The 13462-nt window shown below is 46.7% G+C and carries 17 protein-coding genes and 1 pseudogene; 9 read left to right on the top strand and 9 right to left on the bottom strand.

The window, feature by feature from the left end; all coding sequences use genetic code 11:
* The first annotated feature begins 4 nt into the window (after positions 1-4).
* Genes BT127_RS12175 through BT127_RS12165 form a run of 3 tightly spaced genes read left to right on the top strand, consistent with a single transcriptional unit; the run spans position 5 to position 2082 of the window.
* A complete protein-coding gene (locus tag BT127_RS12175; protein WP_175541966.1) occupies positions 5-940 on the top strand; it encodes a hypothetical protein in 936 nt (311 codons plus the stop codon).
* The gene (locus BT127_RS12170) at positions 937-1608 is read left to right on the top strand and encodes a hypothetical protein (protein WP_075425267.1); all 672 of its coding nucleotides are present in this window, start codon (positions 937-939) and stop codon (positions 1606-1608) included. Before BT127_RS12175 ends, BT127_RS12170 begins: the two co-directional genes overlap by 4 nt.
* A gap of 12 nt (positions 1609-1620) precedes the next feature.
* Positions 1621-2082 (top strand): phage holin family protein, encoded by a 462-nt coding sequence (locus tag BT127_RS12165; protein WP_075425266.1) that lies wholly within the window; start codon positions 1621-1623, stop codon positions 2080-2082.
* 41 nt (positions 2083-2123) lie between these two features.
* Here the strand turns inward: BT127_RS12165 and BT127_RS12160 are convergent, their stop codons facing one another.
* Together BT127_RS12160 and BT127_RS12155 are read right to left on the bottom strand one after the other, a co-directional pair.
* The gene (locus tag BT127_RS12160) at positions 2124-2528 is read right to left on the bottom strand and encodes a DUF6465 family protein (protein WP_075425265.1); all 405 of its coding nucleotides are present in this window, start codon (positions 2526-2528) and stop codon (positions 2124-2126) included.
* A 60-nt stretch (positions 2529-2588) separates the two neighbouring features.
* Entirely contained in the window at positions 2589-3173 is a 585-nt protein-coding gene (locus tag BT127_RS12155) for a hypothetical protein (RefSeq protein ID WP_139275526.1), read from the bottom strand.
* Positions 3174-3304: 131 nt separating this feature from the next.
* Here BT127_RS12155 and BT127_RS12150 point away from each other — a divergent pair, with 131 nt between their 5' ends.
* Entirely contained in the window at positions 3305-4489 is a 1185-nt protein-coding gene (locus BT127_RS12150) for a GH25 family lysozyme (RefSeq protein WP_075425263.1), read from the top strand.
* A gap of 59 nt (positions 4490-4548) precedes the next feature.
* Here BT127_RS12150 and BT127_RS12145 read toward each other — a convergent pair whose 3' ends face one another.
* The 3 genes from BT127_RS12145 to BT127_RS12135 form a co-directional block, all read right to left on the bottom strand.
* On the bottom strand, positions 4549-4962 hold the full coding sequence (locus BT127_RS12145; RefSeq protein ID WP_075425262.1) for an EamA family transporter: 414 nt from the start codon (positions 4960-4962) through the stop codon (positions 4549-4551).
* A 73-nt stretch (positions 4963-5035) separates the two neighbouring features.
* Positions 5036-5650, bottom strand: a complete 615-nt coding sequence (locus tag BT127_RS12140) for a DUF6796 family protein (RefSeq protein WP_075425261.1) — start codon at positions 5648-5650, stop codon at positions 5036-5038.
* A gap of 207 nt (positions 5651-5857) precedes the next feature.
* A complete protein-coding gene (locus BT127_RS12135; RefSeq protein WP_024859423.1) occupies positions 5858-6301 on the bottom strand; it encodes an Hsp20/alpha crystallin family protein in 444 nt (147 codons plus the stop codon).
* Positions 6302-6516: 215 nt separating this feature from the next.
* On the opposite strand from BT127_RS12135, the gene BT127_RS12130 reads away from it, so the two are divergent.
* From BT127_RS12130 to BT127_RS17240, 5 genes are all read left to right on the top strand, one after another.
* Positions 6517-6708 carry an SHOCT domain-containing protein gene (locus tag BT127_RS12130; protein ID WP_075425260.1) on the top strand — a complete coding sequence of 64 codons (192 nt, stop codon included), beginning with the start codon at positions 6517-6519 and terminating at the stop codon, positions 6706-6708.
* A gap of 30 nt (positions 6709-6738) precedes the next feature.
* Entirely contained in the window at positions 6739-8289 is a 1551-nt protein-coding gene (locus tag BT127_RS12125; RefSeq protein WP_075425259.1) for a recombinase family protein, read from the top strand.
* Positions 8271-8663 (top strand): recombinase family protein, encoded by a 393-nt coding sequence (locus tag BT127_RS12120; protein ID WP_075425258.1) that lies wholly within the window; start codon positions 8271-8273, stop codon positions 8661-8663. The genes BT127_RS12125 and BT127_RS12120 overlap by 19 nt, the downstream gene beginning before the upstream one ends.
* Complete coding sequence (locus BT127_RS12115) at positions 8660-10213, top strand: recombinase family protein (protein ID WP_075425257.1); 1554 nt, start codon at positions 8660-8662, stop codon at positions 10211-10213. Before BT127_RS12120 ends, BT127_RS12115 begins: the two co-directional genes overlap by 4 nt.
* Positions 10214-10395: 182 nt before the next feature.
* Positions 10396-11754, top strand: coding sequence for a dockerin type I repeat-containing protein (locus BT127_RS17240; RefSeq protein ID WP_075425256.1), 1359 nt, complete (start codon positions 10396-10398; stop codon positions 11752-11754).
* Positions 11755-11898: 144 nt separating this feature from the next.
* Here the strand turns inward: BT127_RS17240 and BT127_RS16330 are convergent, their stop codons facing one another.
* From BT127_RS16330 to BT127_RS17235, 4 genes and pseudogenes are all read right to left on the bottom strand, one after another.
* Entirely contained in the window at positions 11899-12204 is a 306-nt protein-coding gene (locus tag BT127_RS16330; protein WP_139275524.1) for a hypothetical protein, read from the bottom strand.
* A gap of 142 nt (positions 12205-12346) precedes the next feature.
* Positions 12347-12715, bottom strand: coding sequence for a leucine-rich repeat domain-containing protein (locus BT127_RS12100; RefSeq protein WP_318257244.1), 369 nt, complete (start codon positions 12713-12715; stop codon positions 12347-12349).
* Between the two features lie 76 nt (positions 12716-12791).
* Positions 12792-13313 carry a nitroreductase family protein gene (locus BT127_RS12095; protein WP_075425325.1) on the bottom strand — a complete coding sequence of 174 codons (522 nt, stop codon included), beginning with the start codon at positions 13311-13313 and terminating at the stop codon, positions 12792-12794.
* Between the two features lie 14 nt (positions 13314-13327).
* Positions 13328-13462 (bottom strand): annotated as a pseudogene (locus BT127_RS17235) (TIGR04076 family protein); the annotation flags it as partial.

The raw sequence follows: 13462 nt of genomic DNA, 5'->3' as shown, positions 1-13462 counted from the left end.
CCTGTTGCGGAGGAATCACACACACGATAACAAAGCAACGCTCGATAGCATCACACCGGAACTGTTCTCTGACCTTTCCGGTTTGCAGCAGTTTGAGGATAGCACAACCTATGAGCTTCAGACACTGACTGAAGCTGTGGAGAATCTCAGACCGAGCACGCACACGCATAATAACAAAGCTGTGCTTGACCGCATCACTGAAGCAATGATCGATGCGATTGCGGAATATCCGCCCTTTGAGGACTGGACGCGAGAGCAGATCCACACGCTGTTTGAAATGGTCAACAATTTCAGCAACACAGCCCATACCCATGAAAACAAGGTCACTCTCGATGCCCTGACACCGGAACTTTTCTCTGATCTCGCAGGCTTACAGCAGTTTGAGGACAGCACGCAGTATGACATTCAGACAATCAACGAGGCACTTCTGACACTGAATGCACAGCGGCATACACATGACAACAAGGCTGTTCTTGATACGATCACGGAGCAGTATATGCGTGATCAGGCGGCATTTCAGGCATCTACCGCAGGCGCACTTCATGGGCTTTCTACAGGACTGAGCGAGGTTTCGGCACAGGCACATTCCCATGCCAATAAAGCTGTTCTGGACGGCATTACGCAGGAAATGCTCGATGACATGGCTTCTATTGCAACGGTGATCGGACAGGCACACTGGCATCATAACCTCACAACGCTCAACTCCATCACGGAATCCCATGTGAGCAGATGGAACGAAGCATACACCACAGCAATGAACCTGAATGAGCGTGTTGGTGTGAACGAGGGCGTTTTCGAGCGCTTCAAGACGGAGATCCTCTATGATATGCAGGGAGCGAAAACATCTATCACGGATATTTACACCCGCCTTGAAGCCGTTGAAGCCGCACTCTCCGGAGTGGAGGAGGCACTGTCCAATATTGTGGAGGTGACAGCATGAGTATCGGAAATTATCTGACGGCTCTCGATGAGCAGAGGGATCAGCTTGCCCGAAATCTTGTGACTATGGGCGTGCAGGCATCGGAGACCGAAAAGCTGAATACCCTCGTACCGAAGGTGCTTCAAATCCCGCAGACAAAGCCGGATGTGACGCTGTTCAGGGCTTCTATTGACACACTTCATGATTACGGTGAGAAAATCTACACCTTCTACAATGACGGCTACCGCAGTCTCTCCGGCTTCACAGAATCGTATCAGCATTTCTGCTGTGAGGAAAATGGTTATGCGATCTACTACAATCAGCCTGACTTCAACTGGGGGCAGACTATTTATACGATGTGTGTGGAACCTGTTCACATCAGTTCTTCCAACAAGATCATGATGAGCTATAAGTCGGGGGCTACGGATATCGGTGAGATGTGGCTTGTGCCGAAAAACAATGATACACTTTCTCCGGCGAATACCGCAAGATATATCTATGAGGCTATCCAGAATAATCAGGCAGTTTCTGTGCCGTTCGGCTGGCTCGGCACTGTGGGCAACTATATCAATGTACTTCATGAATGTAATGGTATCAGTGCCGGAGAGTACTATCTTGCTTGGAAGGCAATCACCGACAATACCAGTCCGATGATCCGCGCTGTGAAGGTAGTGGATATGACAATTTGAAAGGATGATTGAATGAAAGAAAATATCTGTACTGCCGCCGGGGTCATCGGCGGCTTTTTTGCGGCACTGCTCGGAGGGTGGGATTCAGCATTGGCAACACTTCTCATTTTCATGGCAATCGACTTCACAACCGGACTGATCACCGCATCTATGGGCAGAAGCAAGCATAGCAAGACAGGCAGACTCAGTTCCAAGGCGGGCTGGGTCGGTCTTGCAAAGAAGTTCTGCATTCTGCTCATGGTGGTTGTGGCTGTCCGCATGGATATCATGATCGGTACCACATATATTCGTGATGCGACCTGCATCGGCTTCTGTGTCAATGAGCTGCTTTCCATTATCGAGAACACTTCGCTCATGGGAATCCCGTATCCGCCTGCAATCAAAAAGGCTATCGAGGTGCTTCAGAAGCGAGCATCGCATATTGATGACGAGATTCAGGAAATGATCGATGATATGGAGGACGGAAAAAAGTAATGCAGCCGATCACTCGACTGCATTACAAAGGAGATGGTGTATTATAGATTGATCTTGAAATCAGGCGAACCTTCACCGTTGACAGTGAAGTATGCCACTCCCTCTTCCGGCTTGACATAAACACGGAATTCGGTTACAGCCTTACGCTTATGTGTGGACTTGTATGCCTTATATGCCTTAGCTGCGATATCGCTGATGTCAAACTCCGCATCCCCAAGCTGAAGCGTGGTGATAAGAACGGGCTCCGACTTTTTGTCAGCCTTCTTCGCTCTGGGCTTGCGTGTTTTCTTTTCAGGTGTTTCAGCGACAGGGACTTCAGTGACAGTCTCAGCAATCGGCTCTGCGATGACCGGAGCAGTTTCAACGACTGCTTCAACAGCGGCTTTTTTCTTGCGTGTTGTTTTCTTTGCAGTTTCGGTTTTCGGGCTTGCAGTATTTCTTGGCATTGTTCATGCTCCTCCGTGTTTTATTTTTCGCCATTTTAAGAAAAGTGTTCCTGTGGTCAATCATAGGATATGGATTATGAACTTATACAGTCTCCGATCCTCGCAAAGGAACATGAAGCGGAAGCCCGAATCACAGTCTCTGTGGCAGAAATCTATGAAAAAAACATCGGCACCCTTTGGAGGTTCAGGACCCCGCCAGTATTCATTAATAACAGAAGGCGGCCAGAAGTCATCATCCCATCTGAAACAGATCTCGGATACTGTATATCTTTTTTTCATTCTGTCACGTATGCTTTCTTTTTCTTCGCAAAACGATTTGACCCTTCTGACCCATGCTTCCCCGGGTTTCCAGTCATTTTTGATGTGCTGCAATCCGAGTTCAAATTCATGGGATGTGAGCCAGTCAGACGCCTGTTCGATGCATTCATCCAGATGCTCCAGCACATCTATCACCTGTATGACTGTTTGCTCCGGAATCATATTGTCCGGAACATTGCAGATGGTAAGGAGCGCGTCTGTGTCTTTTATAGAAATCAAGGCATCATTGGCGGTGTATTCGCAGCGGAAGTCGAAGGAGGAATAGTCTCTGTTTTTCAGGAAGGATATGACTTCAGCCAACTTAAAGTCTTCATCATAATAGGACACAGCAATCACCTCGCATTCTGATTTATCACAGCAACACAATTCTGAAAAGAGACTCATTTTTCTTATTATAGCATTAGTATACCGTTTTAGTCAAGCTAAAACAAGCGATTTTTCGCGGAAAGGAAAGAATTATGATCCAGAAATATGAATTCAATGATACCACACAGCTTTCCCCGCATTTCAATGCAAAAGAGTTCCGCTGTAAGTGCGGAAAAGAGCACGAGTTCAGTGTGTCTGATGAACTGGTGCAGAAGCTGGAACAGCTGTATGCCGCCCTGAACTGCTCCAAGATCATTGTGACTTCCGGCTTCAGATGTTCCGCTCATGATAAGGCAGTGAAGGGCAGCGGAACCGGACAGCATACACTTGGCAATGCCGCTGACATCTGCTGCTACGGGCAGGACGGACAGCCGATTTCATCTAAGGTGGTCTGCTGCAAGGCGCAGGATCTCGGTTTCAGCGGTATCGCAAACATCACAGCCGCCTATCAGTACACACACGTTGATGTGCGTCCCAACGGCAAGTGGTACGGCGACGAGGTGCATGGTAACAGCACTGTGACCGATGATTTCTACAAGTATTTCGGGGGTGAGGATATGAAGGGTATTGATGTGAGCGTTCACAACGGAAATATCGACTGGGGTAAGGTCAAGGCAGACGGCATTGATTTTGCAATTCTGCGTGCAGGATACGGCAGACTGGCATCGCAGAAGGACGAGAAGTTTGAGCAGAATTACTCCGGTGCAAAGGCGTCTGGCATCCCGATCGGTGCGTACTGGTACTCCTATGCCATGACTCCGGAGGAGGCAGAACTGGAAGCAGATGTGTTCCTCTCGGTCATCAAAGGTAAACAGTTCGAGATGCCTGTGTACTTCGACCTCGAAGAAAAGAAGCAGTTCGATCACGGCAAGGAACAGGTCTCGGCTATTATGCGTGCGTTCCTCAAAAAGGTTGAGAGCGCCGGCTATTTTGTCGGGCTGTACGGCTCTGCATCCTCTCTCACCACGCATACTGCTGATGATATCAAGTCGTGGTATACGATCTGGCTGGCGCACTGGGTGGATAAGACCAACTACAGCGGCGCATACGGCATCTGGCAGCATTCCGAGAAGGGCAAGGTTGCCGGCATCAACGGCAATGTGGATATGGATATCTGCTATAAGGATTTCCCGACTACTATCAAAAGCAAGGGACTGAACGGCTGGGGTAAGGCAGAGCCAACTTCAACGCCTGCACCCGATAAGCCCGATACCACCGTGACCGCTACCATCAAGATCGGCACGGACACCTACAAGGGCACGCTTATGAAGGAGTAAAACAATAGGGCAGAGGTAGTTCTCTGCCCGGTACATAGTGTGGTAAATCGAAATACGATTTACAAAACCATCAGCAATGTTCCCGCCCCGATCAGGATGCACCCTATCACTGACTTTACTGTGAAATCTTCATGTAAAAATATGAATGCCAGTACAAGCGTAATGACTACGGACAGTTTATCAACCGGAACGACTTTTGAAGCTTCTCCCATTTGTAAAGCCTTGTAATAGCAAAGCCATGAAGCACCAGTAGCCAAACCAGACAAGATAAGGAAAATCCAGCTTTTCCGGCTGATATCTTTTATTCCCGCTTGCTGATTCGTAATAAATACCATTCCCCAAGCCATGACAACAACGACCATTGTACGGATGGCAGTGGCAAGATTGGACTCAACACCTTTAATTCCAACTTTTGCCAATATCGATGTCAGTGCAGCAAAAATCGCTGAACCCAATGCAAACCAAAACCACATCTCTATACCTCCTGCAATACAGAATCCATCTTTGACGTCTGTTATAATTATGATCCTTCCTTTTATCAGGTCCTTATATTATTATAAACAAACCAAGAAACATTAACGCACCCGCTATATTTCCTTTTGCGGGAAGTTTAGTAGGCAGCAAAATTATCATAAGAGGTAATGTGTTTAGTACGCATGCCCACTGCGGGAGTGATGTTTTTCCCGTTATAACCATAATGAACAGAGTGAAAACAAATGCCGCTAACCCCAGATATCCAACTACCATAGTTGCTATTGTCTTTTTCTGAAATTCCAATGCTGCTGCTCTTGCTTGATCTGTTCTTCCAAGTCTCACATATAACCATTCGACCAAACCACATATAATATGGTGTACAACTATAGAAATCAGAAATACAACGGCTGAAATATACATAACAGCAGATGCCGTATCTGAGTATTGCTCCATCCATCTGCTCAGTGCTAAATAGCCAAAGCCAAATGCTGTAATAGCATATACGCCCAACATAATGGAAAGCAGTGACCATCTGACAGGATAGTCTTTGAATACTTCTCTCATCTTCTCGGGAGACTTCAACGCTCCTTTCAGATCTAACCGCCCATTAGGAGAATAACTTAATAGGCAATCACAAATACCGCATAAAACGTGTCCGATAAAAGCTATTAATAAAACTGTTTTCATACTTCTATTACCTTGTTCTAATCAATTCCTCCATAACTTTCGTTTTGAAAGGCGGACCAATTCCGACTTCGTTTTCATTATACATCCGATCCTGGAAAAAGTCAATGTGCTATGCCAACATAGCCATCAGGCACAAAAACTCCCCGGAACTGCTCAAAACGAACAGCTCCGGGGAGCATTATTTCGGAATCATATCTTAGCGAGGTATTATCCCTCAATTGCAATATACTTGTGATTCTCCAGTTTCTTAGGCTCTGCCTTCGGAACGCAGATGTTTAGAACACCGTCCTCAAACTTTGCCTTCACATCGGCTTCGGTAACAGTATCACCGATATAGAAGCTTCTCTGCATTGCACCGGCGTAACGCTCCTGACGGATCAGCTTGCCCTTCTCAGTCTTTTCGTCCTTGTCAAGACCCTTTGCGGCACTGACAGTCAGATAACCGTTCTGAAGCTCAAGATTGATCTGGTCTTTCTTGAAGCCCGGCAAATCGATAACGATCTCATAGTGGTCGTCATGCTCATGGACATCCGTCTTCATAACCTGTGCAGCGTGTTTGCCGTACAGCTTCTTCTCCACGTCTCTGCCGAAGTCAGGGAATCTGAAGAAATCATCGAATAAGTTTTCACCGAAAATGCTAGGATACAACATAGGTCAGTCCTCCTTTTTACTCGTCACATTGTTTCCATTGCTTCGAGCAAGGGGACGGAGAGTTCAGCACCCGGATCCTTTGGTGCTTCTCTGTTCCTTTGTTCTGATTATATTATAGCACCCTGAATTAGCACTGTCAAGGGGAGAGTGCTAATTTTCACATAGGTTTCAAATTTTTGACAGAAATGTCACATTAGCTTTTCAGGAGGTATGCTATGGAACAGCAGAAAATCATTGACGAAGTGAACTATCACAGAGCACAGAAAATCGCTGAACAACTCTATAAATCCGGACTTATTTCCTTTGACGAGTATGACAAATTGACGCAGTTAAACAGGCAGTCTTTCTCTCCCCTTTTTGTGGATCTATTGCCGAAAACGCTTGAAAAATCGTCAAACCAGAGTTAATATAGTGTACTGACAAAAGGAGGTAATGCCATGATCATAAGAAAAATCGATGCACAGGAACCTGTTGCCGGAAAGAAACTGCGTGTGGCCGCTTACTGCCGTGTCAGTACTGAGAACGCTGACCAGAAGGAGAGCCTTGAAGCCCAGAAAGCACATTATGAAACATGGATCAAACGGCATTCCGACTGGGAATTTGCAGGCGTATTCTATGATTTCGGTATCAGCGGAACAAAGGCAGATTCCCGTGACGGCCTGCAGGCTCTTCTGTATGCCTGCCGTACCGGGAGCATCGATTATGTGCTGACAAAATCGATCAGCCGTTTTTCCCGTAATACCGCTGACTGTCTTTCGCTGGTGCGGGAACTGTTATCCTGCAATATCCCGATCTACTTTGAAAAGGAAAACATTGACACCGGCTCGATGGATAGTGAGCTGATCCTGTCAATGCTCAGCAGCATGGCGCAGGATGAATCGGAGTCAATCTCCAAGAACGTGAAATGGTCGATACAGCAGAGAATCGAAGCAGGAACCTTCAAATTCGGTTATCCGCCGTATGGCTATACAAAAGATGCCAACGGCAATTATGTCATCGAACCAACTGAAGCTGAAGTAATCCGCCTGATCTTTTCATCGGCACTGAACGGTATGGGAACATACAAGATCGCGCAGATGCTGGAGAAAAAGAAAATTCCCACTCGCAAGGGCGGAAAATGGTCGGGCTCAACGATCAAAGGAATACTTGTGAATGAAAAATACTACGGCGCTGCCGCGTTTATGAAAACCTATACGGACAGCAGCTTTCGACGGCACAACAATCACGGTGAAGTTGACAGCTACTATGCGGAGGAGCATCATGAGCCGATCATCAGCAGAGAGATGTTTGACAAGGTACAGCTTGTCCTGCAAAAGCATGCTGAAGAGCATAATATTGAAGCGGATGTCGGGAAGTATCAGAATAAGTATCCATTTTCCGGCAAAATCATCTGCGGTGAATGCGGCGGTAAGTTCAAGAGGCAGACGCAGACCACTGGAATTGCGTGGGCTTGTACGACACATCTGTATGATAAGGCTTCCTGTTCTATGAAGTTCATAAAGGATGCGGCGGTCAAAGCGGCATTCGTGACCATGCTGAACAAGCTGATCTTCGGCTATCAGTTTATCCTGTCTCCGTATCTGGAATCATTGAAGCTTTCCGATGCAGACAATAATCTTCTGAGTATAATGGATATCAAGGCAGCACTGCAGAAGAATACGGACAGAAAGCAGGAGCTCAGAAAACTACGTGTCGGCGGATTCCTTGACAGCGTAATGTATACGCAGGAGCTGAGACGTATCGAACAGCAGAACGAGGAATACCGCGCTGCACTGAAAAATCAGGAAAAGACCGCTGTGAACGGAAGCATCAAGGAAACGGAAAAGCTGCTGCATTTCATAGAATCACTCGAAACACAGACAGAATTCAGCGATGAAGCTTTCACGGAATATGTGGACAGTATTATCGTCTATTCCCGCACAAGCATCGGATTTCGATTGAAATGCGGACTGACACTGAAGGAGGAGTTATGCTCGGGTACAGAATAATTGATGGAATAGCAAAAATCGATGAATCCGAAGCCAGTGCGATCAGAGCGATTTTTAGCGGGTATATTTCGGGCATGAGCCTGCGAGAAGCCGCAGAAAAAGCCGGAAAGCCTATGGTCCACAGCATGGTGAAGCGTGTCATCCGGAATATCTGCTATATCGGCGATGACTTCTATCCAGCGATCGTCAGCAGGCAGACATTCACAAAGGCAAATGCTGAACTGATCCGCAGAGCTGAAAAGCACGGCGGCAAGAAGCGTCTGCAACTGCCGCCGGTCTATACGGAGTTTGAGATTTCAGAGCCGGAGATGCATTTTGACGATCCGATAAAGCAAGCCGAATACATCTACAGTTTGATCGGGGTGAGGAAATGAATGTTATAAAAATACCTGCCAAACCGCAGAAGGGCAATAATGCGGCGAAGCAGGAAGTCAAGAAGCTGCGTGTTGCAGCCTATTGCCGTGTCTCCACCGACAACGAGGAACAGGCTACCAGCTACGAAACACAGATAGAGCATTATACTGAATTTATCAATAAGAATCCGGAATGGGAGCTTGTCAGGGTGTATGCCGATGACGGTATCAGCGCGACCTCGACCAAAGGCAGAGAGCAGTTCAATGCCATGATCGAGGACTGCAAGAAGGGCTTGATCGACATGATCTTTACGAAGTCAATCAGCCGATTTGCACGAAATACCGTTGACTGCCTGAACTATATCCGAATGCTCAAGGAGATGAACATTCCGGTATTCTTCGAGAAGGAGTCCATAAATACGATGGACTCGAAGGGAGAAGTCCTCCTGACCATTATGGCATCGCTGGCACAGCAGGAATCGGAATCACTCAGCCAGAACGTCAAGATCGGTGTGCAGTACCGCTTCCAGCAGGGGAAAGTGATGGTCAATGCCCGCCGCTTTCTCGGCTACGACAAGGACGATGAAGGACACCTGATCATCAATCCGGAACAGGCGGAAATCGTCAAGCGTATCTTCCGGGAGTATCTTGAGGGCGCAAGCTGCAAAAAGATCGCTCAGGGACTGCAGCGTGACGGTATTCCGAATGCTCGCGGAAGCACAAAATGGCATGATAACAGCATACGCCTGATTCTCGGAAATGAGAAGTACATGGGTGATGCGCTCCTGCAAAAGACCTATACCGTGGACTGCCTCAGCAAAAAGCGGGTAAAGAACTCCGGCATCGTGCCGCAATACTATGTTGAGGACGACCACGAAGCTATTATATCGAAAGAGACATTCCTGATGGTGCAGGAGGAGATGGCACGGCGCAGCGAACAGAACGCTTGCTTCGGCAGACGAAAGAATTTCAGCGCAAACCACCCGTTCTCAAAAATCGTATTCTGCGCTGAATGCGGCGAGGAGTATCGCAGGATCCACTGGAACAACCGCGGCAAGAAGTCAGTCGTGTGGCGGTGCCTGACCAGGCTGAAGCAGAAGGATCAGTGCCATGCAAGAACGGTCAATGAGGAGACGCTGATAGAAGCATTCCTTGATGCGCTCAATGAGATCGTGGGGAACAGCGATGATTACCTGACAAGGCTGAAAGAAAACCTTGAAACAGCAATCAACGAGGTACACCCGGAAAGTGCCGCAGCACTGGCAGCGAAAATGGCAAAGCTGCAGCAGGAGCTGATCGACAGAACAGAGCGCCGTGAGAACTATGATGACATCACCGAGGAAATTCTTCGCCTGCGTGAACTTCAGGCACAGACAGCAATGGACGACAACGCAAAAACTGAACACAAGAAGCGTATCCGTGAACTGCTGAAATTTATAGAAAGGCAGAAGAGCAAGGTCTTGGTATTTGACGAAGCACTGGTTCGGAAGTTGCTTGAAAAAGTGACTGTGTACGATGACTATCTGGAGTTCCGGTTCAAGTCCGGTGTGACGGTCAGCGTGGAAAAGTGAATGTGATAATAAGGCCTGCTGATATCGCGTGATATTGTTCACACGGTATCAGCAGCCTTTTTTCGTTTAACCCTTGCATTTCTATATATACCATGCTATAATGAAGATAAGCAGCAATATGCCGTTTACTGTAAAACTGAATGACCGACAATGTATCCCCACTAAGAAAAGGAGGTAATACCATGAAAAAACGTATAAGTGCTGTTTTTTCGGCTCTGGCTCTGGCATTTTCTGTTCCGCTGCCCGTATCGGCGGAGGAGTATACTTATCCGAAAATGGCTGACGATTACTTTGCCCTCGTTAAGGAGTATCCGGATCATTTCAGGATGCAGGGTGACTCTGTGTACTTTATGGCACACAGTTCTTTCAGTAATCCGGCATTTATCGTTTGTTCTGAGAATAAGTTTGCAGTGCAGGATGTGAAATACGGATATGTATTCACGCCGGAGGAAAGCGGCAGATACATTGTCACGATGGAAGAAACGACATTGGATTCTGTTGCGCATGAAGATATTGTTGCGGAGGTGCAGTATAAGCGCTATTACAGCTATATTGTGGATGCAGGAAACGATGGAACGACTGTCACCTGCGAGAACGTGTATCATCCGGAGGAAACAATCTATACGCTCAATTCCTGTGTTACGGACGGCGGCTTTTATTCTTTTGTGAACGGAATGCTCCCTAATGTTGAAACAGGAAACGACAGGTATTTTACAACTATCTATGAAAACAATAAGGTTTCTTCGCTGTTCTGTCTGAGCTATCCTTACAGCAAGGAAACGCATTCTAAAACTGTAGCGACTTCAGATAAGACCGTTGCCGGGCACAGCATGACAATGGGAACTGCAAGTGCTTTCGATGCGGATGACATACTGACACTTTACGTTGTATCTGCCCGCAGCGACGGTGAAGTTACAATTACTGCAAATGAGAAAGAGAAATATGAACTGATCGTTGAAAACGGCGTATTCCGCTACAGATTTGAACCGGATATACAGCCTTATCTGATGGGCGATGTGAACAATGACGGCGAATTCAATGTTGCTGATGTCGTACTGTTACAGAAATGGCTGCTTGCCGTGCCGGACACGCATCTTGCGAACTGGAAGGCGGCTGATTTCTGCAACGACAATATACTTGATGTGTTTGATTTGTGCTTGATGAAAAGAGAATTACTTGAAAAAGTACAAACTCCCATTTCTGTAACAATGACACAAACAGGCGGAGTCATGGCTGTACACTATGAATATAAAGCATATCAGGATGGAGAGAAATACTACATCTCATATCTTAATAAGCGCAGTGCATCTGATCCCGTTGTCACTGAGATCACGGAGGACAAATTCAAAAGCATCCTGTCGCTGGATTATGCCAAATACATCGGCACAGAAGATCCGAGAAATGGAAAATTTTCCGATGAATTCAACTATCATACTGTGATTACATATTCAGACGGTACAGAGAAAACTACAGATGTGTCTATTTCAGAGCTGATTGCTATGCTCAAGAATTGGTCAAAAACAAGTAATAATGAATGGTGAATAATAAAGGGCTGTGGCTGCCTGAGTGATACACTTCGGCAGTTGCAGCCCTTTATTATTGTGTGAGTGAGGATGTTTGCATCCGAATGCAAGCGGCGTATCCGGGAACTGCTGAAATTTATAGAACGGCAGAAGAGCAAGGTTTTAGTGTTTGACGGCAGTCTCGTAAAGAAGCTGCTTGAAAAAGTGACTGTGTACGATGATTATCTGGAGTTCCGGTTCAAATCCGGTGTGACGGTCAGCGTGGAAATGTAGAAAAGTGAATATAATGATATGATCCCCCTCATCAGGCAGGAAGCTGAGATGCTCCTCGCCTGGTGAGGGGGATTTTTGTTTTATGGGATATTCATCGTTCATCTCATTGTCAATAATACCGTTCATTTCTTCGCCAATGGAATAGTGCGTATCGTCCAGCAGATATGCGAAAAATACGTTCTTGAGCGTTGCCATATATCTGATATTCTCCTTTTCGTAAGAAGCTGAAAGCAGGAAGGTTATGCTTCCTGTCCTCATCTGATGCATTTATGATTCTGAAGTTTTCCCACGCAATATTAGCAGTATTCGGATTCTGTAAAATGGTTTGGGAATACCTTTAGTGAAAAAACAGGAGTTGTGATTTTAGAGGATCCAGTTTGTCACATCCCCCGAAAACTGCATCACAGATTGTTGTCACGCTGTCCGGAATGTTGACGGAGATGAGATAATAGCAGTCTTCAAAGGCACGTGCACCAATGCTTGTCACACTGCCCGGAATGGTGACGGATGTGAGCGATGTGCATTCATAGAACGCGTTTTTGCCAATGCTTGTTACGCTGTCCGGGATGGTGACGGATTTGAGCGCATAACAGCCGTCAAATGCGCTTTCACCAATGCTTGTCACGCTGTCCGGAATGCTGACAGATGTGAGAGAAGTGCATTCACTGAACATTCGGCTGCCGATGCTTGTTATACCGTCCGGAATGATGACGGATCAGCATTGAAAAGTGAAAATAGAATTAACGGAAAAAGGACGGTTCAGTTGAGCCGTCCTTTCGTTATCAATATTTTTCATAGTGAACTTTGCCAAAATCAAAGTCTTTTTCAGTATAGCCACGCTTAATTTCGCCCTTGCCGCCGAGTGCGATCAGGTTCAGGACAGCATAACCGTCCGGCACACCGAGCAGTTTGCGGATTTCTTCATCAGAGGACTTGCATTTTCCCGTCCTGTTGCGGATATGCACCCAGCAAGCACCGAGGTCATACTGCTCGGCAGCAAGCAAAATGTAGGAAGAAGCGATAGCACCGTCCTCAATCCAGAACTCGCCTCTGTCGAGCTTCACCATAACAACGATAACAGCATCAGCTCCGATGATCTGCGATCCGCCGAGACTTTTGCACTCGGCAAGCTCTCTTATTTTATCTCTCACGATTACGAACTCTACAGGTCTGTGACCGAAGGAACAGGGAGCAGCGAGTGCCACCTTCATGATCTCATTCATTACTTCATCGGAGATATGTTCATTTGTGTATCGCCTTACCGAACGGCGTTTTGCCGCAAGGTCAAAGAGTTTGTTTTCCATATCTGATACCTCCATTATTCCTTATCCGGCTGCTGTCCGTCATGTGCCTTCCAAGCGCATTCGGTGATCTTCATATCGGTAAATATCGCCTTAAAGCTCGATTCTTCGGGACTGCAAGCGTAAATGCCGAACCGTATCGTGCCTTTGCC

It is taken from the genome of Ruminococcus sp. XPD3002 (assembly GCA_900119535.1).
GTDB lineage: Bacteria > Bacillota > Clostridia > Oscillospirales > Ruminococcaceae > Ruminococcus > Ruminococcus flavefaciens_H.
Note: the sequence above shows the minus strand (reverse complement) of the source record. Positions and strands in the feature narration are given on the sequence as shown.

Bases quoted from the DNA above. Each gene is read 5' to 3' on its own strand.
- BT127_RS16330 (WP_139275524.1), bottom strand. From the start codon at position 12,204: ATGGCAACGCTCAAGAACGTATTTTTCGCATATCTGCTGGACGATACG.
- BT127_RS12125 (WP_075425259.1), top strand. From the start codon at position 6,739: ATGATCATAAGAAAAATCGATGCACAGGAACCTGTTGCCGGAAAGAAA.
- BT127_RS12160 (WP_075425265.1), bottom strand. From the start codon at position 2,528: ATGCCAAGAAATACTGCAAGCCCGAAAACCGAAACTGCAAAGAAAACA.
- BT127_RS12120 (WP_075425258.1), top strand. From the start codon at position 8,271: ATGCTCGGGTACAGAATAATTGATGGAATAGCAAAAATCGATGAATCC.
- BT127_RS12140 (WP_075425261.1), bottom strand. From the start codon at position 5,650: ATGAAAACAGTTTTATTAATAGCTTTTATCGGACACGTTTTATGCGGT.
- BT127_RS17240 (WP_075425256.1), top strand. From the start codon at position 10,396: ATGAAAAAACGTATAAGTGCTGTTTTTTCGGCTCTGGCTCTGGCATTT.
- BT127_RS12095 (WP_075425325.1), bottom strand. From the start codon at position 13,313: ATGGAAAACAAACTCTTTGACCTTGCGGCAAAACGCCGTTCGGTAAGG.
- BT127_RS12115 (WP_075425257.1), top strand. From the start codon at position 8,660: ATGAATGTTATAAAAATACCTGCCAAACCGCAGAAGGGCAATAATGCG.
- BT127_RS12145 (WP_075425262.1), bottom strand. From the start codon at position 4,962: ATGTGGTTTTGGTTTGCATTGGGTTCAGCGATTTTTGCTGCACTGACA.
- BT127_RS12135 (WP_024859423.1), bottom strand. From the start codon at position 6,301: ATGTTGTATCCTAGCATTTTCGGTGAAAACTTATTCGATGATTTCTTC.
- BT127_RS12170 (WP_075425267.1), top strand. From the start codon at position 937: ATGAGTATCGGAAATTATCTGACGGCTCTCGATGAGCAGAGGGATCAG.
- BT127_RS12165 (WP_075425266.1), top strand. From the start codon at position 1,621: ATGAAAGAAAATATCTGTACTGCCGCCGGGGTCATCGGCGGCTTTTTT.
- BT127_RS12150 (WP_075425263.1), top strand. From the start codon at position 3,305: ATGATCCAGAAATATGAATTCAATGATACCACACAGCTTTCCCCGCAT.
- BT127_RS12130 (WP_075425260.1), top strand. From the start codon at position 6,517: ATGGAACAGCAGAAAATCATTGACGAAGTGAACTATCACAGAGCACAG.